We start from the raw sequence: 25348 nt of genomic DNA, 5'->3' as shown, positions 1-25348 counted from the left end.
ACATCGGCGCGGCGCGGCTGGCCCCGCCCCGCGACCCGTCGGCCACCGTATCCGCCGGCACCGGCCCCGGGCGACCGCCGGCCGAGTTGCTGGACCGGCTGCGCACCCACCGGCCCGTCGACCCGGTCACCCACGTGGAACGGGTGCCGGCCCGCGCCGGCGAGCCCGCCGCCTGGCCGGCATGGACTCCGCCGGAGCTGCGGGCGGCGTTCGACCGGCGCGGCGTCGTCGCCCCGTGGCGGCACCAGGCCGAGGCCGCCGAGCTGGCGTACGCCGGGAAGCACGTGGTGGTCGCCACCGGGACGGCGTCCGGCAAGTCCCTGGCGTACCAGCTGCCGGCGCTGGCCACCCTGCTGGCCGACCCGCGCGCCACCGTGCTCTACCTGGCGCCGACCAAGGCACTCGCCGCCGACCAGTTGCGCGCCGTCGCCGGCCTGGAACTCGACGGGGTACGCCCCGCCACCTACGACGGGGACACCCCGCGCGCCGAGCGGGAGTGGATCCGCCGGCACTCCCGGTTTGTGCTGACCAACCCCGACATGCTGCACCACGGCATCCTCCCCGGGCACGCCCACTGGTCCGGCTTCCTGCGCCGGCTGGCGTACGTGGTGATCGACGAGTGCCACACCTACCGTGGAGTGTTCGGCTCGCACGTGGCGCACGTACTGCGGCGGCTGCGTCGACAGTGCGCCCGCTTCGGTCGTACGCCCATCTTCGTGCTGGCCTCGGCGACGTCGGGTGACCCGGCGACGGCGGCCGGGCGGCTCACCGGCCTGCCGGTCGCCGCCGTCACCGAGGACACCTCGCCGCGCGGCGGGGTGACCTTCGCGCTCTGGGAGCCGCCGCTGCTCCCCTCCTCCGACGCCCCCTCCCCCGACGCCGATCTGCTCCAGGTCCGCCGGTCGGCGCTGCGGGAGACCGCGGACCTGCTCGCCGACACCGTCGCCGCAGGGGTACGCACCCTGGCGTTCGTCCGCTCCCGGCGGGGTGCCGAGGTGGTGGCCGCGAACGCCCGGCGCTCGCTCGACGAGGCGGTGCCCGGGCTCGGCGACCGGGTCGCCGCCTACCGGGCCGGCTACCTGCGCGAGGAGCGGCGCGAGCTGGAACGCGCCCTGCTCACCGGCGACCTGCTCGGCCTCGCCTCCACCAACGCCCTCGAACTCGGCGTCGACCTGGTCGGGCTGGACGCGGTGCTGATCTGCGGCTGGCCCGGCACCCGGGCGTCGCTCTGGCAGCAGGCCGGCCGGGCCGGGCGCTCCGGCGACGAGGCGCTCGCGGTGCTGGTGGCCCGGGACGACCCGCTCGACACCTACCTGGTGCACCACCCGGAGGCGCTCTTCGGCCGGCCCGTCGAGGCCACCGTGCTCGACCCGGCCAACCCGTACGTGCTGGCCCCGCAGCTCGCCTGCGCCGCCGCCGAGGCCCCGCTCACCCCCGCCGACCTGGAACTCTTCGGCGACGGCGCGAAGGAGGCGGTCGACTCGCTGGTCGAGGCGGGCGCGCTGCGGCAGCGCCCCACCGGCTGGTACTGGCGGCACCGGGAACGCCCCGAGGTCGACCTGCGCGGCGAGGGCGGGGCACCCGTCTGCGTGGTCGAGGCGTCCACCGGCCGGCTGCTCGGCACCGTCGACGGCGGCTCGTCGCACTTCCTCGTCCACCCGGGCGCGGTCTATCTGCACCAGGGCGTCTCGTACGTGGTCGACTCGCTGGACCTGGCCGACGGGTGCGCGCTGGTGCACGCCGAGGAGCCGGACTGGTCCACCCACGCCCGGGACGTCACCTCGCTCTCGGTGGTGTCGGTCCGGTCGTACGTCGACGCCGGGCCGGTCGGGCTCTTCCTCGGCGAGGTGGACGTGACCAGCCAGGTCGTGTCGTACCAGCGGCGCCGGATCGCCTCCGGCGAGGTGATCGACACCCGCCCGCTCGACCTGCCGGCCCGGGAGCTGCGCACCGTCGCGGTCTGGTTCACCGTCTCGCCGGAGTCGCTGGCGCTCGCCGGGGTGGAGGCGGCCGACATCCCGGGGGCGCTGCACGCCGCCGAGCACGCCGCGATCGGCCTGCTGCCGCTGATCGCCACCTGTGACCGCTGGGACATCGGTGGCCTGTCGACGGCCGTGCACCCGGACACCGAGGCGCCGACCGTCTTCGTCTACGACGGGCACCCGGGCGGCGCCGGCTTCGCCGAGCGGGCGTACCGGACGGCGGCGGCCTGGCTGCGGGCCACCCGGGACGCGATCGCCGAGTGCGGCTGCGAGTCGGGCTGCCCGTCCTGCGTGCAGTCCCCGAAGTGCGGCAACGGCAACAACCCGCTGGGCAAGTCGGACGCCGTGCAGGTCCTCGACGTGGTCCTGGCCAACCTCCCCCCGGTGGACGGCGCTCCGGCGGAGCCCGCCGCCCCCGATGGCGCTCCGGCCCGTGCGGTCGGAGCTGGTGGGCCCGGTGGGGGCACGCCTGCGGTGCCGCACCAGAACGGACCGACCCGTTGATCCACTCCACTCCGGCGACGTAGCGGGATCCCGCAGGACGGACACCGCCACGTCGACGATCCGGCGACCGCACCGTGCATGATCGGCGAGGCAGGTGGGCATTGAAACATGGGAGCGCTTCCATGAGTCCCCCATCGTGGGTTGCGCTCAGCCGTCAGCCGATCTGCGTCCCGACGCCGGAGGAGGAGCCGTGGCCGACACCATCGCGGAGACCGTCGACCTGCTCTACACGATCAACCAGGAGAACCTCACCCCCGACCAGCAGATCGCCCTCGGCTCCGCGCTGGCCACCCTCGCCCAGGCGGAACGCCTGGAACAGATCAACGAACGTCTGCGCGGCATCCACCAGGTGCTCAACGCCTGGGCGATGAAGGCCACCATCGAGGGGGGACGCTGAGGGCCGGGTTGTGCCAGACTCCGGCGTTCACCCTTGAAGGAGATTCCATGCAGCTCGACACCTTGCAGACCCAGCACCAGTTCTTCATCCGCCAGCGGATCCGGATGATGGTCAACCAGTACGAGGTCCGCGCCGTGGCGGCGGACGGCACCGAGGGCGAACTGCTCGCGTTCGCGCAGCAGAAGCGGCTCGCCTTCAAGGAGCAGGTGACCATCTACACCGACGACTCCAAGCAGACCCCGCTGCTCGGCTTCAAGGCCCGCCAGCGGCTCGACCTCGGCGCCACGTACGACGTGACCGACCACGCCGGCAACCCGATCGGGCTGTTCCGCAAGGACTTCGCCCAGTCGCTGCTGCGGTCGACGTGGCACGTGGAGCAGGCCGGCCTGCCGCAGGTCACCGGGCAGGAGCGCAGCCTGCCGGTGGCGCTGCTGCGCCGGTTCGTCGACTCGCTCTCCTGGTTGCCGTACCACTTCGACTTCGTCGCCGGCGGCCAGCCGGTGTTCTCGGTGGTCAAGAAGTGGGGCCTGCGCGACAAGTACGTCGTGGAGATCCAGAACCCGCAGATCGACCGGCGGCTCGTCATCGCCATGGCGGTCGGCCTGGACGCCCTCCAGGCCCGCTGACCCGTACCCGGGCGCGTGCCGAGCCGGCACGCGCCCGGCCCGGCCGTCCCACTCGACACCTCGGGACCACCCAGCACCTCCGGCCGCACGAATCTCCGCCCATCTCCGGACCGCCTCGCACCTCCGAAATCGGCGGTTCACGCACGGACCGGTCCGGCCCGTGAGGTGACCGAGGCGGTCCGGACCAGGCCCGGCACCGGCCGGATGGTCACCTCGGCCGTGACCAGGACGTCCAGCCCGTCGAGTCGGCAGCCGACGAGCCGGGCACCGTTGGCCCGCACCAGCTCCGCGGCGGTCGCGCAGGCCGGTTGCTCGCCGGCCGTCACCCGGCTCGCCGCCGCGAGCGCCCCGAAGTCCGCCGCCACCCCGGCCCGCTGTCGCCCCAGCCGAGCGGCGGCGACCGCCGCACCGAAGAGCCCGGACAGCAGCAGCACCAGACCGACGGCGAGCAGGCACACCGTCGCCCCGCCGCGCTCCCGCCCGTGGTCGGTTCCCGGCATCGGTCGCGGGGTCATCGGGGTGGATCCGGGCCGCCGGGCTCCACGGCCGCCACCGCGCTGGCCGTCACGGTGACCCGGGGCAGCCGGGCAGTGAGAGCACGGACCGGGGCACGGACGGTGGCGGTCACCCGGTCGCCGTTCACCTCGACGGTGACGACGGCACCGTCGGGGGCGACCCGGGTACCGGCGGCGGAACCCACCCCGCCCCGGGAGGCGGCGAGTGCCGCCTCCCGGGCCGCGTCGAGACAGTCGGCCTTCGTGCTGACCGCGTCGATGGCGGTCAGGCCGGCGAACAGGAGCAGGAGCAGCGCCGGCAGGCCGGCCGCCAGCTCGGCGGTGAACGAACCCCGGTCACCGTTCGCCCGTCCGGGGTCGTCGGCAGGGAGAACCGGCGCGCGCCCGCCCCCGGCCGGCCGGCGCCCGCTCACTTCAACGCCCGGTCGATGACGGCGGTGAGCGCGCTCTGCACGTTGCCGGAGGTGAGCACCTTGAGCAGGATGCCGGCGAAGGCGACCGCGGCGAGCGTGCCGACGGCGTACTCGGCGGTGTTCATGCCGGCGTCTCCGCGCAGGCGACGGAGGAGTTTGCGCATGTCGTACCCCTTCTCGATGGATCAGAGCAGGTCGCCGAGGACGGCGACGATCACCGGCACCAGACCGGCGAGAATGAAGGCGGGCAGGAAGCAGAGCCCGAGCGGCAGCACGATCAGCACACCGGCCCGCCGGGCGCCGGCCTCGGCCGCGGTGGCCCGCTCGGCCCGCAGTTCGTCGGCGAGCCGGGTGAGCGCGCCGGCCAGCGCCGCACCGCTGCTGGTGGAGCGGAGCGCGGCATCCACCAGGCGGTCGGCACCGGCCACCGGGCGCAGGTGCGACCAGGCCTCCTCCGGGCCGCCGCCGAGCAGGAGTGTCCGCCCCCCGGGCCAGCCGCTCGGCGAGCGGTCCGCCGAGCGCCTCCGCCACGGCCAGCACCGAGCGGTCCACCGGCGCGCCGGCGCGCATCGCCGCCGCGAGCAGATCTGCGGCGAGCGGCAGGTCCGCGATCTCCCGCAGTCGCCGGTCCCGGACGGCACGCGGGGTGAGCCGCCGCAACAGCCGGTCCGCCGCGAACGCGACCAGCGTCCCGACGAGCAGCCCGGTCCAGCCACCGACGACGACCAGCGCGGCGACACCGGCGAATCCCGCCCCGACCCGGATCCGGTCGGGCCACCAGATCGATCGGCCGGTGGTGCCGCCGTCCGGCAGGTCGGACCGCCACGGGCCTGTCCCGGCCGGGTCGTCGTCCCCGGCACCTCGGCCGGCGGGCCATCGGGGCACCGGACCGGACGCGGCCCGGACGTCGTCCCCGGCACCACGGCGGGCGGACCACCGGGGCACCGGGCCGGACGCGGCCCGGTCGTCGGTCAGGTGGCTGCGCAGGTCGGGCCACGGGAACGAGGCATGAGGCGCAACTCCGTCCGGCTGACCGAGCCTCCCGGTCGGGTCTTCCGAGCCGCGCAGCAGGCGGAGTCGCCTGCCCGGCCGGAGGCCCGGCGCCCCCGCCAGCCCGGTGAGCAGCGCCGCCGTGACCAGGAAGCCGGCTGCCAGCACCTGCCCGGACATCAGCGGACCGGTCCTCGTGCGCCGCCGAGCCGCTCGGCCCAGAGCAGTCCGGCCACCTGGAGCCCGATCGCCAGGACGGCACTGCCACCGCCGATCGGGGTGTGCAGGAGCACCGTGACCGGGTCGGCGCCGATGGCGTACTCGAGGCCGATGCCGCCGAGGGGAAGCGCCGCGAGCAGCCAGGCGGTGGCGCGCGCCCCGGCCGCCTGCGCCGCCGCCGCGGCCAGCCCACGGTCGGCCGCCCGGGCGTCGGCCTCGACCCGTTCGAGCAGTTCGGCCAGGGGTGCGCCGGTGCGCTCGGCGAGGTGCACGGCGGCCCGGGCCAGCGCCGTCACGCGTACCGGCCCCGCCCAGGTGCCGACGGCCGGCACGGGCAGCCCGGCCCGCAGGTCGGCGGCGAGGCCGGCGAGCTGCTCCAGGGCACGCCGCCGCAGCAGGTCGGCGTGTCGGTGGGCCTGCCGGCGGAGCGCACCGCGCACGCCCAGTCCGCCGTAGGCGGCGAGGGCCACCCCGGCGACCGGGCCGGCGAGGACGGCACCGACCACCCCGGAGACGAGCACGACGGCGGCCAGGGTCCGACCCGGTGAGCGCGCCACGGCGGAGCCGAGCCTTTCCGCCGGCCCCCGGGACCCACCGCGCTCCGGGGCGAGGTCGACGGCTGCCCCGCGGTGACCGCGGTCGACCGCCGCGCGGTCACCGGCCGGCTGGCGCGGATCGACCGCCCCGACCAGCAGGGCGGCTCCCGACTGCGGTGTCGGCCCGCTGCGTCGGCCGACCGGCTGCGGTGTCGGCTCGTCCCGTCGGCCGACCGGCTGCGGTGTCGGCTCGCTGCGCCGACCGACGGGGCCTCGCGGGTCGTGCCGGCCGGGCGGCCGGACCGGCTCCGGCCGGTACCGTTGATCATCGCGGGGACCCGGCAGGACGTCGGGTGACATCGGAGTCGCCCGGAACCGGGCGGCGGCGAGCAGGCGGGCCCGGGCCGGACGCCCTACCGCCGGACGCGGGTGGGTCCGTCCCTCGGGCGTTCGCCGTCCGGGGCCGAGGTCTGCTCCACCGCCCGCCGACGTGCCGAGGACGGCCCGACGCCGCCGTCGACTGCTCCGCACCGGCCACGCCACCACCGCCGCGGCCGTACCGAGGAGCACCGTCACCAGCCAGGCTGTCCCCATCACGCCGGACCTGCCGAGCCGGGCCAGGCGGCACAGAGGATCGGCGGAACGGTCACTCCGCGTTCCCGCAGCAGTGCGCCCAGCGCCCGGGCCGCCAGGCCCAGCCCTCGGCCGCGGATCCAGGCGGGAACGACGGTCAGCAGCCGGTCCGGGCCTTCGGGCACCAGCAGGCAGATCGACTCCAGCAGCCGTCCCTCCGCGCCACGGCGCACCTGGAGCAGCACCTGGAGGGCGGCGGCGACCTGCGCGTGCAGCGCCGCCCGGGGCAGCCCGCCGAGCATCCCGAGCGCCTCCAGCCGGGCCGGTACGTCGGTGGCCGCATTGGCGTGCAGCGTCCCCGCGCCACCGTCGTGCCCGGTGTTCAGCGCGGCGAGCAGGTCGACCACCTCCGCGCCCCGGCACTCGCCCACCACCAGCCGGTCCGGCCGCATCCGCAGCGCCTGCCGGACCAGGTCGGTGAGGCCGACCGCCCCCGATCCCTCCACGTTCGACGTCCGGGCCTGGAGGCCGACCACGTGCGGGTGCACCGGGCGCAGCTCGGCCGCGTCCTCCACCAGCACGATCCGTTCAGTGGTCGGGACGAGCCCGAGCAGGGTGTTGAGCAACGTGGTCTTGCCCGACCCGGTGCCGCCGGTGACCAGGTAGGCCAGTCGGGCGGCCACCAGGGCGGTGAGCACCGGCGCGACCGGCCGGGGCACGGTGCCCTGGCGGACCAGGTCGTCGAGGGTGAAGGGACGTTGCCGGAAGGTGCGCAGCGACAGGTAGGGCCCGTCGGTCGCCACCGGAGGCAGGACGGCGTGCAGGCGGGTCCCGTCGGGCAGTCGGGCGTCCGCGTACGGGGCGGCGTCGTCGAGCCGCCGTCCGGTGGCCGCGATGAGGCGCTGCGCCAGCCGTCGTACGTCGTCGACCGTGCCGAGGGGCACCGCCACCTGGTGCAGCCCCTGCCCTCGGTCCACCCAGACCCGGGTGCCGTTCACCAGCACGTCGGTCACCTCCGGGTCGGCCAGCAGCGGGGCGAGCGGACCGGCACCGACCAGGTCGTCGCGGACCCGGTCGGCGATCCGCAGCAGCGCGGTGTCGCCGAGCACGGCGGCGTCCGGCTCGGCCCGTACGGCGGAGACGATGGCGGCCGGGGTGACCGGGGTGGCGGCGGTGGCGAACCGCTGTCGTACCCGGGCCGCCAACTCCCCCGGGTCGGTGGGCCCGGTCACGCCGCCCCCGTCGCGGGCCGGCCGGTCAGTTCGTCGACGAGCCGCTGGCACAGTGCGGCGAGCGGACCGCGCCCGGCGGCGGCGGGTGCTTCCCCGCGTTCCAGCCCTCGGCAGAGTCCCGGCTCCGGGCGCAGCGTGCCGGCCAGCGGCAACCCGAGCGCCCGGGCCACCTCGGTGGCCTTGAGCCGGCCCGGTGCCGGGCCGCGCACGATCACCCCGAGGTCGGCGCAGTGCGGGGCGACGGCGGCGACCACCCGGGCCGCGGCGGCGGTGGCCCGCAGCTCGGCCGGTACGACCACGAGGACCCGGTCGGCCGCCTGGAGCGCGACGACCGCCGCGTCGTCCAGTTGCCGGGGCAGGTCGACGACCACCACGTCCCGCCCGCGCCGGGCGGCGTCGACGGTGGCGACCATCGCCTCGGCGGGCAGGTGCCGCAGGTCGCCACGGTCCCAGGAGAGCACCACCAGGTCACCGCGGCTGGGCAGGGCGCGCACCAGGGAGGGCGGGTCCATCCGGCCGTCGGTCGCGGTGAGCGCCGGCCAGCGCAGCCCTTCGAGCTGCTCCCACCCGAGCACCAGGTCCAGCCCGCCGCCGAGCGGGTCGGCGTCGACCAGCAGGGTGCGCAGCCGGGCCCGGGCGGCGGTGACGGCCAGGCCACCGGCGAGCACGCTGGCACCCGCACCGCCCCGCCCGCCGAGGACGGCCACGATCCGGGCGGTGCCGTCGCCCGGCCGGTCGGGGGCGCACTCGGCGAAGCGGTCGACCAGCCACGGTTCGGCGGCGGGCAGGGTGGCGACGTGTTCCGCGCCGATCAGCTCCGCGATGTCGGTGGCCGGATCGAGTTGCCCGGTCCGCCCCACCAGCACCGTCCGGGACCGTCGGGGCAGCCGGGCGCGGAGACAGGCCGGTGCCTGGTCGCCGCCGACGAGCACGAGGGGCGCGGGCAGCCAGCGGGCCCGCGCCGCAGCGGGGTCGGCGGCGAGTTCGACCTCGGTGCCGCCCGCGGCGGCGAGCCGGAGCAGTTCGTCGAGGAGGTCGCCGTCGGCGGTGACGAGGAGGGGAAGGCGGCGGTGCGCGGGCGGCGGGGTACGGGGCGGCATGGCGGCCTCCAGCAGTCGGGCTCGGATGCTGTCGGCGAGCGTGCCCGGCGATCACCCGGGTGTGCCGTCCCGATGCCGTCGGCTGTGGACAACCGTGGCCCCTGTGGAAAACCACCGCCGGGTGGCCGGATCTGCTATGGACGGCGGGGAAGTCGGCGGCCGGAACGCCAATAGCGATCTGCGGGCCGACATCGTCACGGCTTCCGGAAAATGTCGTCCGGACGGTCGGCGACCTGCCGACGATCGACGTCCGGAGCAGGAAAACCGACGGTCAACAACCGCGCCGATTTGGCCGGACGGAACCATTGACGGCAGGGAGCACGGGCCGCACATAATCGATCCCCCGTGTCGCCGATCGGGCGGCACCGTGCACTCGGAATCGGGGCCATGGCGGATTCACCGGACGATGGGCACGGAGCCCGGCCACGCCGACGAGCGGCCGGCCGGCCGAGCGGTCCCCAGCACCGCCCGACACCGCCACCGGCGCTGCACACGGTGGCGGCGGTCCGCGACGGGCAGCAGCGGACGGGCCGCGTACCCTCCCGGGTCGGACCGACGACGGCACCGGACGGACGGCCCTGGAGTGAGGCGTGGCTGCGGGACCTGTCCCCGGCGACGCTGGCCTCGTTGGCCGTCGGCCTGGTCGTCCTGGTGGTGGCCGGCGCGCTCACGATCTTCCACACGCCCCCGCGGCCCGAGTTGCCGCCACCCCTCGCCGGGGAGGCGATCAAGGCGGACCCGACGCAGTCGGCCGATCCGGACCTGCCACCGACCGTCAGCTACTCACCGGCACCGGTCTCCCTCTCCACCCGCGCGTCGATGCCGCCGCGCCCGTCGCACCGGCCGACCCCACCACCCAGCCGGAAGCCGAGCCCGAAGCCGTCGCCCAGTTCACCGACGCCCCCGACACCCCGGCCGGACGAGTTGACGCCCCTGCCGCCCGCGCAGGAGCCGAACCTGCGGTCCACCGGGGGTGGCCCGGAGACGTTCATCGACTTCGTCAACGCCCGCGCCGAGGCGGTGATCGTCGACTGGCTCGACTACGACGGCCGGCGACAGCAGTACGCCGTGCTCCAGCCCGGCCAGTCCTACCGGCAGCAGACCTACCTCGGACATCCGTGGGTGGTGACGAACGGGCAGGGCGTCGGGCTGGTCTGCTTCCAGCCGGCGGACCGGACGATGCGGGCGGTGATCCGCTGACCTGCCCCGGTCCGGATGCGCGCCCCCGTCGACCCGGTGAAGCGACCGCCAGGAGACCGTCCACTGTGACGGACCACCGGCAGCCGGCGCTGAACCACGGAACGGGCACGGACGCCCGTTCCGGCCGTGCCCACCGCCGGTCGGATCCTTCGACAGACGAGGAACTCGTGCATCCCACCCCTCCTCCGATCCGCCGCCTCGCCCGAGCGTCCGGCCTCGCCGCGCTGCTCTCACTGGCCGTCACCACGCTGCCCGCCGCGCCGGCCTCCGCGGCGCCGCCCCGGGCGGACCTGACGGTCACCGCCACCGCCATCGCCCCCCGCGACCAGGTCGTCGACGTGGGCGGCGGGGTGACCGTCGAGGTGCAGGTCCGCAACGCCGGCACCCGGTCCGCGCCGGATGTCACCCTCAGCTACGGGCTGCCGGACGGTGCCTACTTCACCGACGGCAACGGTGCACCCCAGGGCTGGACCTGCGACTTCGGCCCGGCTGCCACCTGCACGTACGGCGCGCTGGCCGCGGGGGCGAGCGCACCACCGCTCCGGTTCGACTTCTATCTGCCGCCCGCGCCGGCCGGCACCGTCTCGGCGGTCACCGCGACGGCGAGGACCACCGGTGCCGAGCTCTCCACCGGCAACAACACCGGCAGCGCCCCGATCACGTACGTACGAGGGGTGACCGACCTCGAGGTCGTCGCGGCCCAGGCCGACCCCGCCGGACCGATCGTGGGAAACACCGTCGACGTCTCGGTGCAGGTGCGCAACGCCGGGAACATGACGGCGGAGCAGGTCCACGTGACGGTGCCGCTGCCCGCCGGCCTCACCCGGGTCAGCGAGGACTACAACAGCCCCTGGTACTGCGACTACGGTGCCGACCTGGTCGCCGGCCAGCCGGGCTGGGACTGCCTGTACTCGGGGATGGTGAACGGCTGGACGCCGGAGCCGCTGCACCTGTCGGCCACCATCGGCACCGGCACCCCGGGCGACGTGGTGACCTTCACCGCCACGGCGGCCACCACCTCACCGGAGGACGACCTCACCGACAACACCGGTCAGGCGTCGGTCACCCTGGCCGAGCCGGGCACGGTACGCGGCACGGTCTGGCTGGATGCCGACCGCGACGGGGTACGCGACGCCGACGAGAGCGGCGTCACCGGTGCCCAACTGTCGGTCGGGGTGCAGGACGTGCTGACCGGCATGACGTACGTGCGGGCCACCGTGGCCGCGGACGGCACCTGGACCGTCCCGTTCCGGCCGGGTGACGTGGTGGCCAGCTTCACCATCCAGTCGCCGTACTGCTTCGCCGACTCGGCCGACGGGGACCTGGCAATGTTCCACAACTACTCGTACGGCGGCGGTGACGCCTCCAGCAACCCGGCGGCCCTGACCGCCGGCGGCGAGGCGGTCATCGACGCCGCAGTGGTCCGCTGCTGACGATCGACTGACCCTCGATCCCACCGCCGGGGCTCAACACCGCCCGCGATCCGGCCCTCGCCCGCGTCGACCCTGACTCCGGGACGGGGGCCGGCACTCGTTCGGGTTCGCCCACCGGCGATGCGGGTCCGCGCCGCCGGCCCGCTGTCATCGGGTCAGCCGTTGCCGCACCCATGCCGGCCCGGGATTGACGTACGGCTCCCCGTCGACCACCACCGTCGGCACCGTCTCGTCGCCGCCGGTGGCCGCCCGTACCGTCGCCGCGCCCGTCGGGTCGCGCCAGATGTCGACCCAGTGAGCCCGGGATGCCGAGCGCCCGAGGCGCAGTCGGAGTTGGAGGCAGTACCGGCATCCGGGACGCCAGTAGACGATCGGACGGCCGTCCACGCTACTGCGTCGCTGCGCTTCCAGGGCAGGCAGCGAGCGCGGGAAGACCAGCGGCGACAGCAGGCCGGCCAGGGCCACGAAGAACACGAACTCGATGCCGCCGATCCAGGGCAGTTCCTGGGTGACGGCCACGACGACGCCACAGGCCAGCATCAGGACGGCCAGGCTCCAACTACGTACCACGCCGTGGAACGCTACCCGGCAGCGGTTCCACCGGGAATTCGAGCGGTGACCCGGGGTTGGAGCGCTCCATCGGAAAGGGACGACCCCCGTCGGGGGGTGACGGGGGTCGTCGGAGGTTCGGCTCCGGGGGGGTTGAGCCGAACCCACTCAGCGGTCACGGGGGGTGCAACCGCCGAGGGCCTGCTGCGCGAACCGGACGTGAACGACCGTCGCGTGCACCAGCATGCCGCAGTGAACCGGTATACGTCGAGTGGTGTCCGGTCCACGGACCGCTAATTTATGTTCGGAGAGTGTGATCGCCGTCACTGTAGGGTGAGACGTCGGAGAGTGATGCCGTACCGGAACCCCCGGGCACCCGCCGACCCGGTGCCATCGGGCTAGACTTTCGCGCCGTGGGCCGAAGTGCCGCTTTCTTCGATCTGGACAAGACCGTCATCGCCAAGTCGAGCGCCTTGGCATTCGGACGGCCGTTCTACCGGGATGGGCTGATCACCCGGCGGGACGTGGTCAAGTCGGCGTACGCGCAGCTGATGTTCCGGCTGGGCGGCACCGACGAGCAGACCATGGCCCGCACCCGGGACTACCTGGCCACACTCTGCAAGGGCTGGCAGGTGGAACAGGTCCGCCAGATCGTCGCGGAGACGCTGCACGAGCTGATCAACCCCTATGTGTACGCCGAGGCCGCCGCCCTGATCGAGGAGCACCAGGCCGCCGGGCGGGACGTCGTGCTGGTCTCCGCCTCCGGCGACGAGATGGTCCGGCCGATCGGCGAGCTGCTCGGGGTCACCGACGTGATCGCCACCCGGATGGCGGTCGAGGACGGCCGCTACAGCGGCGAGGTCGAGTTCTACGCGGCCGGCCCGAGGAAGGTCGACGCGGTCGGCGAGCTGGCCGCCGCGCGCGGCTACGACCTGGCCGACTCGTACGCCTACTCCGACTCGTACAGTGACCGGCCGTTGCTGGAGTGCGTCGGCCACCCGACCGTGGTCAACCCGGACCGCGCGCTGCGCAAGCTGGCCGTGGAGAACTCCTGGCCGGTGCTGGAGTTCCGGCACCCGGTCCCGCTGGGCCGGCGGCTGCGGGAGCGTCCCGGCGTGCCGGTCGCCGCCGCGGCGCTCGGGGTCGGCGTCGGCGTGGCCATCGGCATCGCCTGGTACGGCCGTCACCGCCGCACCCGCGCCACTCCCGCCGTCACCGCCTGACCGGAACGGCAACGTCACCGCCTGACCGAACGGCGGCATCGCCGCCCGACCGGGACGCCGGCACGACCACCGCCCCCTGCGCCCCCTACTGCCGTGCCGCCGGGGAATGCCCTCTCTCTCCCGCTCTGGACCATCCGGACCGCCGGCTGCCGGCCCGACCCCGCTGGTGCCGAACAACGCGCCCGGCACGGGATTGAGCAGTTGCTCAAAACCGCCTATGCTGCGTTTTGAGCACTCGCTCAAAGACGGGGGAAGCGCCATGACCGAGCAGGATGAACAGCCACCTCGACGCACCACCGCCAACTGGGTCCTGGCCGGACTGATCGCCGCGTTCGGGGTGGTCGTCTTCGTGCTGACCGTGCGGGAGGGACGCGCCGACAGCGCCCTGCTCTTCGTGGGACTGCCCGTGCTGCTGGCCGCCGGGCTGGCCCTCACCCCCGGGCGTACGGCCCACGGGCGGGTCTTCGTCGTCACCACCATCGTCCTGCTGCTGGCGGCGGTGGCGCTGCACGAGGGGGCCGTCTGCGTGGTGCTGGCCGCACCGCTGGTCTATGCGGTGGTGCACGGCACCACCGCCCTGCTTCGCGCGCTGCGGAAGTCGTCCCGGGCCTATGCGATCGTCGCCGTGCCGCTGCTGCTCCTGCCGGGTCTCGAAGGGACCGGGCTCGGTCCGCGGGTCTCCCCCGGGCAGCGGGTCGAGGTGGTCCGCGTCGTCGCGCTACCGGCCGACCAGGTGGCCGCTCGGCTCACCGCCGGCCCGCACCCGGAGCCCGCGCGCTCGGTGCCGCTGCGGATGCTCGGTGTGCCCATGCCCGGCCGGATCACCGGCGACGGACTCGCTGCCGGTGACCGCTGGATGTTCGGCTACCACGGCAGCGCGCACGGACCGGGCGGTCATCTCGTCGCCGAGGTCGAGGCCCGGGAAGCTCAGCACGTCGCCTTCCGGTTCGTCGAGGACACCTCGATCACCGCCCGGTGGTTCACCTGGCAGCACGCCGACGTCCGGTGGCGGGCGGTCGATCCCGGGCACACGGAGGTCACCGTCGTCGTCGACTACCGGCGGGGCCTCGACCCCTCCTGGTACTTCGGCCCGTTGCAGCAGTTCCTCCTCGGCGCCGGCGTCGGGCACCTGCTCGACATGACGGACCTGCGATGACGACGACCGACCGCGACGACGGTGACCGGACCGTGACGACGATGAGGGGACCGCGATGACGGCGGTCCGTTACCTCGGCCTGGCGGTGCCCCTCGCCGCACTGGTCGCCGCCGGCCGGTACGAACGGCACCGGGACGCCCGCGCGGCCGCGCTGCTGGCGTTCGTGGCCGCCCTGGTCGGGATCGCCGCCCTGCACGAGGCGGCCCGGTCGACCGGCTGGTACGCCTTCGCCCCGGTACGGGGCGCCTACCGGGGCATGCCGGTGGACCTCTGGATCGGCTGGGCGGTCCTGTGGGGGGCGGTCCCGGTGCTGCTCCGCCGGGTGCTGCCGCTGCCGTCGGCGATCGGCCTGCTGCTCTGGGTCGACGTCGTCGCGATGCCCGCCCTGCACCCGCTGGTGCGGCTGGGTCCGCACTGGCTGGTCGGCGAGCTGGTCGGTCTGGTGGCCGTGGCCCTGCCGGCGCAGCTGCTCGGCCGGTTCTGCGCCGACCGGCGGCACCTGCGGGCCCGGGCCCTGCTCCAGGTCGCCCTCTTCACCGCCCTGCTGCTCTGGTTCGTGCCGTCGCTGGCCCTCGAATCGGGTGACGGCTCCTGGGCCCGGCTCACCGCACTGCCGGCGGGCACGGCGCTGCTCGTCGCGCAGGTCGCCCTGCTCGTCGCCACGCCGGCGCTCACCGCTGTACGGGAGTTCGTCACCCGGGGCGGGGGCACCCCGTACCCCTGGGATCCACCTCGCCGGCTCGTCACCACCGGTCCCTACGCCTACCTGGCCAACCCGATGCAGTGCGGTGCCGTGGCCCTGCTGCTGCTCACCGCCGTGGTGACCGGCAGCGTCACGCTGCCGGCGGCGGCAGTGGCGGCCGTGGCCTTCTCCGCCGGGGTGGCCGAGCCACACGAACGGCACGACCTCGCCATCCGGTACGGCGACACCTGGCACACCTACCGGCGGCACGTCCGGGACTGGTGGCCGCGCTGGCGGCCGTACGCCTCGGGGCAGCCGGCGGTGCTCTGGCTCGACGACGACTGCGGGCCGTGCGCGGCGACGTGGCGTTTCCTCGCCCGGCGGCGTCCGGTCGGGCTGATCGTCCGGCCCGCCCGGGAACACTCCCGGGTGCTCTCCCGGGCCGGGTACGCGGGCGACGACGGCCACGAGGAACGGGGGGTGGCCGCCGTCGCCCGCGCGCTCGAACATCTCCACCTGGGCTGGGCGCTGGTCGGTTGGACGCTGCGGCTGCCCGGTCCGGCCTGGCTGGCCCAGCTGGTCACCGATGCGATGATCGCACCGCCGCATCCGGCGACGCCCCGAGGAGAACCATGTCCGACACCAAGCAACGCCTCCTCGACGGGGCGATCGCGGCGATCCGTCAGCACGGCATCGCCGGGATCTCGGCGCGTACCATCGCCGCCGCCGCCGGGGTGAACCAGGCGCTGGTGTTCTACCACTACGGCAGTGTCGACGACCTGCTGACGGCGGCCTGCCGGGCCAGCACCGCCGAGCGGGTGGCGCACTGGTCGGACCGCCTGTCCGGGGTCGGCTCGCTGCGGGAGCTGCTCGCCGTCGGGCGCGCCCTGCACGAGCAGGAACGCGAGCTGGGCAACGTCTCGTTCCTCGCCCAGATGCTCGCCGGGGCGCAGACCGACGAGCGGCTCGCCGCCCCGACCGCCGGGGCGCTGCAGCTCTGGGTGGACGAGCTCGAAGCGGTGCTGCGTCGGCTGCTCGCCGGTTCCCCGTTCGCCGAGATCGCGGACGTTCCCGGGCTGGCCCGCGCCGTCTCGGCCGCGTTCATCGGGTTCGAGCTCTACGACGGTGTGGACCGGGCGGCTGCGGACCGGGCCCTGGCCGCGCTCGACCAGCTCGCGGTGCTCATCGAGATCGTGGACGACCTGGGGCCGCTGGCCCGGCGCGCCCTCCAGTCGAAGGTGAACCGGGCGGTCCGCCGGGACTGACCCGGCTCAGTCGGCGGCGAGCACCTCGTCGCCGATCAGACCGATCTGGTCGGCGCCCACCTCGACGGCGGCCAGGTAGTGGCGCAGCCAGGAGCGCAGCCCGTCGGGCGTGCCGGTGGCGAAGGCGCCGGCCGCGCCCACGTACTCCGGTTCCCGCTCCCGGTGGCCGACGTCCGTGGCGACCAGCCCGCGCGGGTCGGACCCGGTGGAGATCAGCACCAGCCGGGCGGCGGCCCTCGCCACCACCCCGGACGGCCCGGCGAACGGACGCAGGTTCAGCAGTTCGCCGTGCACCACGGCGGCCAGCACCAGCGGGGAGACCTTGGTGCCGCCGGCGACGAGGCCGGCCAGCCCGTCGAGGCGGGCGGCGACCACCGGGTCGGCCACCGGTCGGCCCAGTTCCGCCTCCGGGACCACGTCGCGGGCGGCGAGGACGTGCAGCCGGGCGAGGGCCTGCCGGGGAGCCTTCGGCCAGAGGTCGGCCAGTCCGGGCAGCGCCCCGGCGACCCGCAGCGCACCCTGGAGCACCGGGTCGGTGACGGTGCCGGCGCGGACCGCCTCCCGCTCGTGGACGTGCCCCTCCAGCGCGGCGCTGGCGACCGCGCAGCGGAGGCTGACCTCGGCGGCGACCTGGCCACCGTGCCGGCGCAGCGCGCGGTGCCGGTGGGCCTGGTCGACCTGGTCGCGGGCGCGCTCGACGGCGGGCGCGATGTCGGCGAGCGCGAGCAGCGGGGCGAGCGGATCGGCGGTCACCCCGTCACGCTATCCACCCGGACGGCCCGCCCGGCCCGCACCCGCCCGCAACGCGACCCGAGCCACGTCCGGCACGCGGGTGCGGCGCGGTCCGGCGCGCGGGGGGCGACGAAAAAGGCAGCCGTCCTTACTACTGGGCGCGCGATGCCGGCCGCTGGGCGCGGCGGCGGTCACCGGGCGGTCGCGGAGGGGGTACGGCCCGACTAACCTCAGCCGGGTAGGAGACGCAGGTCACGCGACGAAGGAGTTCCCGCATGAGCGAGGCATTGGCCAACTTGTTGAACGAGACGCGCCAGTTCCCGCCGCCGGCCGAACTCGCCGCGAACGCCAACGTCACCGCCGGTGCGTACGCCGAGGCGGCCGAGGACCGGCTGGGCTTCTGGGCGCGGCAGGCCGGGCGGCTGGACTGGGCGAAGCAGTGGGACGAGGTGCTCGACTGGTCGAACCCGCCGTTCGCGAAGTGGTTCGTCGGCGGGCAGCTGAACGTGGCGTACAACTGCCTGGACCGGCACGTCGAGGCGGGCCGGGGCGACCGGGTGGCGATCCACTGGGAGGGCGAGCCGGGCGACACCCGCACCCTGACCTACGCCGACCTGCACCGGCTCACCTGTCAGGCGGCGAACGCGCTGACCGAGCTGGGTGTCGAGGCCGGTGACCGGGTGGCGATCTATCTGCCGATGGTCCCGGAGGCGGCGGTGGCGATGCTGGCCTGTGCCCGGATCGGCGCCACGCACAGCGTGGTCTTCGGCGGCTTCTCGGCCGACGCGCTGACCAACCGGATCCAGGACGCCAGCGCCAAAGTGGTGATCACCGCGGACGGCGGTTACCGGCGCGGCAAGCCGTCGGCGCTGAAGCCGACGGTGGACGAGGCGGTGGCGAAGTGCCCGTCGGTGGAGCACGTGCTGGTGGTCCGGCGCACCGTCGAGGAGGTCGCCTGGTCGGCGAAGGACCGCTGGTGGCACGAGACGGTGGAGACGGCGGCGCCGGAGCACACCGCGCAGCCGTTCGACGCGGAGCACCCGCTCTTCATCCTCTACACCAGCGGCACGACGGCCCGGCCGAAGGGCATCCTGCACACCACCGGCGGCTACCTGACCCAGGTGGCCTGGACGACGCACGCGGTCTTCGACCTGAAGCCGGAGACGGACGTCTACTGGTGCACGGCCGACATCGGCTGGGTGACCGGGCACTCCTACATCGTGTACGGCCCGCTCGCCAACGGCGCCACCCAGGTGATGTACGAGGGCACCCCGGACACCCCGCACAAGGGCCGGTTCTGGGAGCTGGTCGACAAGTACGGGGTCAGCATCCTGTACACCGCGCCGACGCTGATCCGCACCATGATGAAGTGGGGCGAGGACATCCCCGCCGGGTACGACCTGAGCTCGCTGCGCCTGCTGGGCAGCGTCGGCGAGCCGATCAACCCGGAGGCGTGGATGTGGTACAGGCAGCACGTCGGCAAGGGCGCGCTGCCGATCGTGGACACCTGGTGGCAGACCGAGACCGGGGGGATCATGATCTCGCCGCTGCCGGGGGTGACCGAGACGAAGCCCGGCTCGGCGATGACCCCGCTGCCGGGGATCGTCGCCGACGTGGTGGACGACCAGGGCCAGTCGGTGCCGAACGGCGGCGGCGGTTACCTGGTGCTGCGCGAGCCGTGGCCGTCGATGCTGCGGACCATCTGGGGTGACGACAACCGGTTCATCGAGACGTACTGGTCGCGGTTCGAGGGGATGTACTTCGCCGGTGACGGGGCGAAGAAGGACGACGACGGGCACATCTGGCTGCTCGGCCGGGTCGACGACGTGATGCTGGTGTCGGGGCACAACATCTCCACCACGGAGGTGGAGTCGGCGCTGGTCAGCCACCCGTCGGTGGCGGAGGCGGCGGTGGTGGGCGCCACCGACCCGACCACCGGGCAGGCGATCGTCGCGTTCGCCATCCCGCGTGGCACCACGGATGTCTCCGGCGAGGCGGGCGAGCAGCTGATCGCCGAGCTGCGCAACCACGTGGCCCGGACGCTCGGCCCGATCGCCAAGCCCCGGCAGATCATGCTGGTGCCGGAGCTGCCGAAGACCCGCTCCGGCAAGATCATGCGCCGGCTGCTGCGGGACGTGGCGGAGAACCGGTCGCTCGGTGACGTCACCACGCTCCAGGACTCCTCGGTGATGGACCTGATCTCCTCCGGCATGGGCGGCGGAAAGTCCGACGAGGACTGACGGCAGGGCGTACTCCGAGGTGGGTGGCGGTCCGGACGGACCGTCACCCACCGTCGTTTTCTGACGGGTACGCCCCGCAGCGAGCGGGGCGTGTCACATCGGTCGATCGGGGCGACCGGAGCGGCTGAACGGTCACCCCCGCCGCCGAACCCTGTCGTTCATCTTCTTTCTCATTTAGTTTCACGCAGGTCGGGACGCTTCGATGGTCATCACATCGACGATGATGCGTCGCCGGCTCCCTCTCCCCATGCCCGAGAAACGGAGCGGCATGAACACATTTCCGCAATCCGGGTCGCGCCGACGCCTACTCGTCGCGTTGCCCGCCATCGCCCTCGCGGCCGCGTCACTGACCGTGACCGGCAGCGCGGCCGCCCAGTCGTCCGGCCCGGCCCGGGCCACCGTCGGGGCGGACGACTACTACATCAACTACGCCGAGCCGGAGGTGCAGCCGGACAGCTCCGGCAAGGAGGTCAAGGGCGCCGACGGGGTCTACACCTCGGCGGCGGACGAGGCCCGCGCCTACGACCGCAAGTTCGCCGGTGGCAACCCGGTGGCGGCCCGGCAGCTGGCGAAGTTGGAAGCGAAGGCGATCCGGACCGGCCAGAGCCCGCGTCAGATCAAGCAGGCCAAGGGCACCCAGACCGCCAAGCTGCTGACCCTGCTGGTGGAGTTCAACGACCACGCCAACGACGACTTCACCAACGTGATGGTCCCCAAGACGGTATTCGAGGACCGGAGCTGTGTCCTCGGCACCGTGCAGAACGGACCGCGGCACAACACCATCCCGGACCCGGCGACCCTGCCGCACCAGGACAACAACTCGATGTGGGTGCCGGACTTCTCGCCGGAGCACTTCGACAAGATGCTCTACACCAAGGAAGGCATCACCGAGCGGGTCCGCAAGGACCTGACCGGGCCGGACGGCAAGCCGGGCGTCAGCCTCGCCGGTCGGACCATGCACAACATGTACCTGGAGATGTCCAAGGGCGCGTACACGGTGGACGGGCAGGCCAGCCCGTGGATCACCGTGCCGCACTCGGAGGGCTGGTACGCCGCGTCCCGCTGCTTCAAGGACGAGAACGGCAACTGGGTCGCCGGGCGGCAGCAGTCGATGAACGGGCACCCGGACAACCCGCAGGGCGCCGGCCGCCTGGCCACCGACGCGATCGACGCGCTGGCGAAGATGGACCCGAACTTCCCGTGGGCCGACTACGACGTCGAGGACCAGGGCGACCGGGACGGTGACGGCAACGTCAACGAGCCGGACGGCGTGATCGACCACCTGGTGCTGGTGCACGCCAACCAGGGCAAGTCCCGCGGCGGCGGCGACGTGGGCGTCTACTCGGTCTGGGCGCACTCCTCGACGGTGGCCGGCGGCTACACCATCCCCGGCACCAACCTGAAGGTGTCGAACTACATCGTGCAGCCGGAGGACGCCGGGGTGGGCGTGTTCGCCCACGAGTTCGGTCACGACCTGGGTCTGCCGGACCTCTACGACACCTCGGGCAACGCCGACTCGGACGTCGACTTCTGGGACCTGATGGCGTCGGGTTCGCACAGCGGCGAGATCTTCCAGGCGCTCCCCACCCACATGGGGATCTGGGACAAGTGGGTGCTCGGTTGGGCCGAGCCGCAGGTCGTCAACCCCGGTGACGACGCCCGCTCGGTGCAGTTGGGGCAGACCTCCAACACCCCGGTCGGCACCAAGGACGGCCTCAAGGTCAACCTGCCGGACAAGGTGATCACCCTCGCCCAGCCGCACAGCGGCGCGAACATGTGGTACGGCGGGGCGGACCAGAACTGGGCCGACGTCAAGCTCAGCCGCCAGGTCGCCGTCCCGAACGCGGCCGACGCGAAGTTCTGGATGTGGAACAACTTCGTCATCGAGGCCGACTGGGACTACGGCTTCGTCGAGGTGTCCACCGACGGCGGCACCACCTGGGCCGAGCAGAAGGTCTACGACGCCACCGGCAAGCTGGTCACCACCGACGACGGCTACGCCGACCCGAACGGCCGGATGGTCGACTACGGCAACAAGAAGTACGGGCTGACCGGCACCACCGGTGGTTGGCGGCACGACTACGTCGACCTGTCGGCGTACGCGGGGCAGACCGTGCAGGTGCGGCTGCGCTACGCCACCGACGAGGCGTTCGTGGAGCGCGGCTGGTTCGCCGACGACTTCTCGGTCACCGGCGGCGGCGCCACCACCTGGAGCGACGACGTCGAGGGCGGCACGGCCGGCTGGACGCAGTCCGGCGGCACCTTCACCGACACCACCGGCGCCGGCTGGCACGTCGACGCCGGCACCCAGGTCAAGGCGCAGTACTACCTGGCCGAGTGGCGCAACTTCGACGGGTTCGACAAGGGCCTGAAGTACGCGTACGACACCGTCTACTCGCACGAGGCGTGGAAGGTCGACCGGATCTCGTACAACGCCCCGGGCATGCTGGTCTGGTACCGGGACACGGTGCTGGGCGACGTCAACCACGTCACCGCGCAGATGACGGCGCTGCCGAGCTACGGCGCCAAGGGTGGCCTGCTGATCGTCGACTCGCACTTCGACCCGTACCGGCGGCAGGGCGAGGCGGCCGCCAAGGACCCGTCGGTGCTGGACAACCTGCCCAGCCGTCCGCAGTCGTCGAACGCGGCGTTCTCGCTGAACCCGACGTACCCCTTCAAGGAGTGCCTGGAGGCGGCGGACGAGCCCTACAGCGAGTACTGCACGGACTTCGGGGCGCAGGGCGCGGTGCCGGCGTTCAGCGACGCCAGGGGCTGGTACCCGGGCATCGAGATCCGCAACGGCGCGGCGTACGCCCGGGACAACGACGCCTCGGTGGTCGTCCCGTCGAAGGGCAACGCGAAGTACTCCACCCGCGTGGTGAACCCGGACGGCTCGCCGGCGACGGCGTACTACGGGGCGACCCTCGGCGGCGGGGCGATCGTGCTGGGCACCGGGAACCCGGGTGACCAGGGCGTGGGATACGGCGTCACGATCACCGTCAAGCGGGCCGCCAAGGACAACTCGTACGCCACGGTCTACGTCACCTCGGCCACCCGGTGAGCCGAGACTCGCCGAGGTGAGCTGAGGCTCGTCACGACGGGACCCACGGCGGGGTCCGTCCGGAGCAGACTGCTCCGGACGGGCCCCGCCGTTCTCTTACGCCGCCCGGCCTCCGACGAACTTTCCGTGTGACATTTTCTCGGCCCTCTGCGCTCCCCTAGGGGACCTCATAATCACCGTTACTCTAAGTGATCGTGGCCAAAACGTAATGCGAATCCGGGTCGAATCCACGCCCGAGTTGGTCCTGATTTGCCCGTGAAAGATGGGCGTCTTCCCGGGTAGTTGCCTGGTGACAACGATGGAAACCTCTGTCATTGTGAGTGACGCATGACATGACAGTGATAGCTCTAGTTGTCTCTGTCATGTAACAGTTCCACAAAGGAGGAGGACCTTTGAGGAGACGAGTCACGGCGGGCCTGGTCTCGGCCGCGGCCGCGCTGCTGGCAGCCGGCGTCGTCACGACCCCGGCGTCCGCCGCTTCGGCGGCGGAGCCCACCCCCGGCGTCGACAAGGCCAAGCACGGCAAGGACAACCTGCCCGATCCGTTGGCGGATCAGCAGCGGGAGGTCAAGAAGCAGGCGATCGCCGACCTGCTCAGGGGCAAGGCCAAGCTCCAGACGCGCAACGGCTCGAAGGTCATCCAGGTCAAGGACGACCTGTTCGTCGAGTACCAGCAGGCGCCGAAGACCGACCCCATCTTCACGATGCTGGTCAACTTCGGCGACAAGACCGACCCCCGCACCGGCGGCACCCCCGGCCCCGTGGTCAACCAGATCCCGGAGCCGGACCGCAACTGGGACGGCAGCGTCACCGACAACAACAGCACCCTGTGGCGGTCCGACTTCAACCGGGCCCACTACCAGGACATGTTCTTCGGTGCGGGCGAGTCGTTCAAGGACTTCTACCTCAAGCAGTCCGGCGGTCGGTACACCGTCAACGGTGACGTGAGCGAGTGGGTCACCGTTCCCTACAACGAGGCCCGGTACGGCAGCAACGCCATCTCCGAGGCCGACGGCTACTGGAACTTCGTCAAGGACAGCTCGACGTCCTGGTACGACTCCCAGATCAAGGCCGGCAAGACGCCGCAGCAGATCAAGGACTACCTGGCCCAGTTCGACGTCTGGGACCGGTACGACTTCGACGGCGACGGCAACTTCAACGAGCCCGACGGCTACATCGACCACTTCCAGGCGGTGCACGCCGGTGAGGGCGAGGAGGCCGGCGGGGGTGCCCAGGGCGAGGACGCCATCTGGTCGCACCGGTGGGCCGCGTTCCCGAACCTCGAGGGCAAGGCCGGACCGGCCGGCAACCTGGCCGGTGGCGTGCAGATCGGCGACACCGGGATGTGGATCCGTGACTACACCACGGAGCCCGAGAACGGTGGCCTGGGTGTCTTCACCCACGAGTACGGTCACGACCTCGGTCTGCCGGACCTGTACGACACCGCCGGTGGCGACAACGGCACCGGCTTCTGGACGCTGATGTCCTCGGGTTCGTGGCTGAGCCACGGCACCGACGACATCGGTTCGACCCCGGGCTACATGGACCCGTGGTCGAAGCTCTACCTGGGCTGGCTGAACTACAGCACGGTCGAGTACGGCAAGGGCAGCACCCAGGTGACCCTGGGCCCGGCCGGTGACAGCGACGGGCCGAAGGCCCAGGCGGTCGTGGTGAACCTGCCCGCACAGACCCAGACCACGAGCTACAACACGCCGTTCGGCGGGTCGAACGAGTGGTGGGGCGGCAGCGCGGACGACCTGAACACCACGCTGACCCGCACCCTCGACCTGACCGGCGCGACCACCGCGTCGATCACGTCGAAGCTGATGTACGACATCGAGACCGACTACGACTACCTCTACGCGGAGGTGTCGACCGACGGCGGTGCCACCTGGGCCGACGTCAAGAACAACCTGGTCCCGGCGGGTGCGAACGGCATCACCGGCTCCAGCAGCGGCGCGTGGGTCGACTCGACCTACGACCTGTCGGCGTACGCCGGCAAGACGGTGACCTTCCGCTACCGCTACGCCACCGACGGCGGCGTGCACCTGGCGGGCGCGTTCCTGGACAACATCGCGCTGACCAAGAACGGCTCGGTCGTCTTCTCGGACGACGCGGAGACGCTGGACGCCGCGTGGACGGCCAAGGGCTTCACCCGGATGGGTGGCTCGGTCACCGACTCGTACCCCCGCTTCTACATCGCGGAGAACCGGACCTACGTCGGCTACGACGACACCCTGCGGACCGGTGGGTACAACTTCGGCTGGGGCAACACCCGGCCGGACTTCGTGGAGCGGTTCGCGAACCAGCCCGGCCTGCTGGTCTGGTACGTGAACTACGCGTACGGCGACAACAACACCTCGCAGCACCCGGGCTACGGCCTGAACCTGCCGGTGGACGTCCGCTCCGGCGCGATCCAGGTCGGCAACCAGGGCACGATCAGCAACCGGCGCAACGGCTACGACGCGACGTTCAGCCTGTACGCCAAGCCGGCGCAGACCTTCCACAAGAACGGCGTGGCGGTCACCGTGCCCCGGCTCGACCCGACCCCGGTGTTCACCGACAACGGGATCACCAAGTACTGGAACAGCAACAACCCGTGGAACTCGGTGAAGGTGGCCGGTACCGGCACCAAGATCGAGATCCTGAAGCAGGGCACCAACCCGACCGACGACATGGTCGTGAAGGTCAGTAACTGATCAGATAGCACGTCGGAGGGC

General features: G+C 73.1%; 20 protein-coding genes and 1 pseudogene. 12 read left to right on the top strand and 9 right to left on the bottom strand.

Annotated features, from left to right (window positions below):
* The first annotated feature begins 17 nt into the window (after positions 1-17).
* The 3 genes from MRQ36_RS14975 (at position 18) to MRQ36_RS14965 (ending at position 3509) form a co-directional block, all read left to right on the top strand.
* Positions 18-2486: a DEAD/DEAH box helicase gene (locus MRQ36_RS14975; RefSeq protein WP_374251131.1), complete on the top strand. Its 2469-nt coding sequence runs from the start codon at positions 18-20 to the stop codon at positions 2484-2486.
* Positions 2487-2676: 190 nt separating this feature from the next.
* Positions 2677-2883, top strand: a complete 207-nt coding sequence (locus MRQ36_RS14970; protein ID WP_242796119.1) for a hypothetical protein — start codon at positions 2677-2679, stop codon at positions 2881-2883.
* Between the two features lie 47 nt (positions 2884-2930).
* Positions 2931-3509, top strand: coding sequence for a hypothetical protein (locus MRQ36_RS14965; RefSeq protein WP_242796117.1), 579 nt, complete (start codon positions 2931-2933; stop codon positions 3507-3509).
* Positions 3510-3646: 137 nt separating this feature from the next.
* Here the strand turns inward: MRQ36_RS14965 and MRQ36_RS14960 are convergent, their stop codons facing one another.
* The 7 genes and pseudogenes from MRQ36_RS14960 to ssd form a co-directional block, all read right to left on the bottom strand.
* Entirely contained in the window at positions 3647-4009 is a 363-nt protein-coding gene (locus tag MRQ36_RS14960; protein WP_242796115.1) for an Rv3654c family TadE-like protein, read from the bottom strand.
* A gap of 11 nt (positions 4010-4020) precedes the next feature.
* Positions 4021-4338, bottom strand: coding sequence for a TadE family type IV pilus minor pilin (locus MRQ36_RS14955; RefSeq protein ID WP_242801120.1), 318 nt, complete (start codon positions 4336-4338; stop codon positions 4021-4023).
* 95 nt (positions 4339-4433) lie between these two features.
* Positions 4434-4601: a DUF4244 domain-containing protein gene (locus tag MRQ36_RS14950; protein WP_242796113.1), complete on the bottom strand. Its 168-nt coding sequence runs from the start codon at positions 4599-4601 to the stop codon at positions 4434-4436.
* 21 nt (positions 4602-4622) lie between these two features.
* A pseudogene (locus MRQ36_RS14945) lies at positions 4623-5250 on the bottom strand (type II secretion system F family protein).
* A 356-nt stretch (positions 5251-5606) separates the two neighbouring features.
* Positions 5607-6203 (bottom strand): hypothetical protein, encoded by a 597-nt coding sequence (locus tag MRQ36_RS14940; protein WP_242796111.1) that lies wholly within the window; start codon positions 6201-6203, stop codon positions 5607-5609.
* A gap of 572 nt (positions 6204-6775) precedes the next feature.
* Positions 6776-7987, bottom strand: a complete 1212-nt coding sequence (locus tag MRQ36_RS14935; protein ID WP_242796109.1) for a TadA family conjugal transfer-associated ATPase — start codon at positions 7985-7987, stop codon at positions 6776-6778.
* Positions 7984-9087 (bottom strand): septum site-determining protein Ssd, encoded by a 1104-nt coding sequence (gene ssd / locus MRQ36_RS14930; RefSeq protein WP_242796107.1) that lies wholly within the window; start codon positions 9085-9087, stop codon positions 7984-7986. Before ssd ends, MRQ36_RS14935 begins: the two co-directional genes overlap by 4 nt.
* Before the next feature lie 495 nt (positions 9088-9582).
* Here ssd and MRQ36_RS33920 point away from each other — a divergent pair, with 495 nt between their 5' ends.
* Together MRQ36_RS33920 and MRQ36_RS14920 are read left to right on the top strand one after the other, a co-directional pair.
* Positions 9583-10287 carry a hypothetical protein gene (locus tag MRQ36_RS33920; protein WP_242796105.1) on the top strand — a complete coding sequence of 235 codons (705 nt, stop codon included), beginning with the start codon at positions 9583-9585 and terminating at the stop codon, positions 10285-10287.
* A gap of 167 nt (positions 10288-10454) precedes the next feature.
* Positions 10455-11720: a DUF11 domain-containing protein gene (locus tag MRQ36_RS14920; protein WP_242796103.1), complete on the top strand. Its 1266-nt coding sequence runs from the start codon at positions 10455-10457 to the stop codon at positions 11718-11720.
* A gap of 147 nt (positions 11721-11867) precedes the next feature.
* Here MRQ36_RS14920 and MRQ36_RS14915 read toward each other — a convergent pair whose 3' ends face one another.
* Positions 11868-12290, bottom strand: coding sequence for a glutaredoxin domain-containing protein (locus MRQ36_RS14915; protein ID WP_242796101.1), 423 nt, complete (start codon positions 12288-12290; stop codon positions 11868-11870).
* 392 nt (positions 12291-12682) lie between these two features.
* On the opposite strand from MRQ36_RS14915, the gene MRQ36_RS14910 reads away from it, so the two are divergent.
* From MRQ36_RS14910 to MRQ36_RS14895, 4 genes are all read left to right on the top strand, one after another.
* Positions 12683-13492 (top strand): HAD family phosphatase, encoded by an 810-nt coding sequence (locus MRQ36_RS14910; RefSeq protein ID WP_242796099.1) that lies wholly within the window; start codon positions 12683-12685, stop codon positions 13490-13492.
* 259 nt (positions 13493-13751) lie between these two features.
* The gene (locus MRQ36_RS14905) at positions 13752-14648 is read left to right on the top strand and encodes a hypothetical protein (protein WP_242796098.1); all 897 of its coding nucleotides are present in this window, start codon (positions 13752-13754) and stop codon (positions 14646-14648) included.
* 55 nt (positions 14649-14703) lie between these two features.
* Positions 14704-16068: a methyltransferase gene (locus MRQ36_RS14900; protein WP_242796096.1), complete on the top strand. Its 1365-nt coding sequence runs from the start codon at positions 14704-14706 to the stop codon at positions 16066-16068.
* Positions 15963-16595, top strand: a complete 633-nt coding sequence (locus MRQ36_RS14895; RefSeq protein ID WP_242796094.1) for a TetR/AcrR family transcriptional regulator — start codon at positions 15963-15965, stop codon at positions 16593-16595. The genes MRQ36_RS14900 and MRQ36_RS14895 overlap by 106 nt, the downstream gene beginning before the upstream one ends.
* A gap of 6 nt (positions 16596-16601) precedes the next feature.
* Here MRQ36_RS14895 and MRQ36_RS14890 read toward each other — a convergent pair whose 3' ends face one another.
* Positions 16602-17348 carry an oxidoreductase gene (locus MRQ36_RS14890; protein ID WP_242796092.1) on the bottom strand — a complete coding sequence of 249 codons (747 nt, stop codon included), beginning with the start codon at positions 17346-17348 and terminating at the stop codon, positions 16602-16604.
* A gap of 254 nt (positions 17349-17602) precedes the next feature.
* Here MRQ36_RS14890 and acs point away from each other — a divergent pair, with 254 nt between their 5' ends.
* The 3 genes from acs to MRQ36_RS14875 all read left to right on the top strand — a co-directional run bounded on the left by acs (position 17603) and on the right by MRQ36_RS14875 (position 25327).
* Positions 17603-19567, top strand: a complete 1965-nt coding sequence (gene acs / locus MRQ36_RS14885) for an acetate--CoA ligase (RefSeq protein WP_242796090.1) — start codon at positions 17603-17605, stop codon at positions 19565-19567.
* Positions 19568-19835: 268 nt separating this feature from the next.
* Positions 19836-22628: an immune inhibitor A domain-containing protein gene (locus tag MRQ36_RS14880; RefSeq protein WP_242796088.1), complete on the top strand. Its 2793-nt coding sequence runs from the start codon at positions 19836-19838 to the stop codon at positions 22626-22628.
* A 392-nt stretch (positions 22629-23020) separates the two neighbouring features.
* Positions 23021-25327: an immune inhibitor A domain-containing protein gene (locus MRQ36_RS14875; RefSeq protein ID WP_242796086.1), complete on the top strand. Its 2307-nt coding sequence runs from the start codon at positions 23021-23023 to the stop codon at positions 25325-25327.
* The last annotated feature ends 21 nt before the right edge of the window (positions 25328-25348 follow it).

The organism is Micromonospora sp. R77, from assembly GCF_022747945.1.
Lineage (GTDB): Bacteria > Actinomycetota > Actinomycetes > Mycobacteriales > Micromonosporaceae > Micromonospora.
Note: the sequence above shows the minus strand (reverse complement) of the source record. Positions and strands in the feature narration are given on the sequence as shown.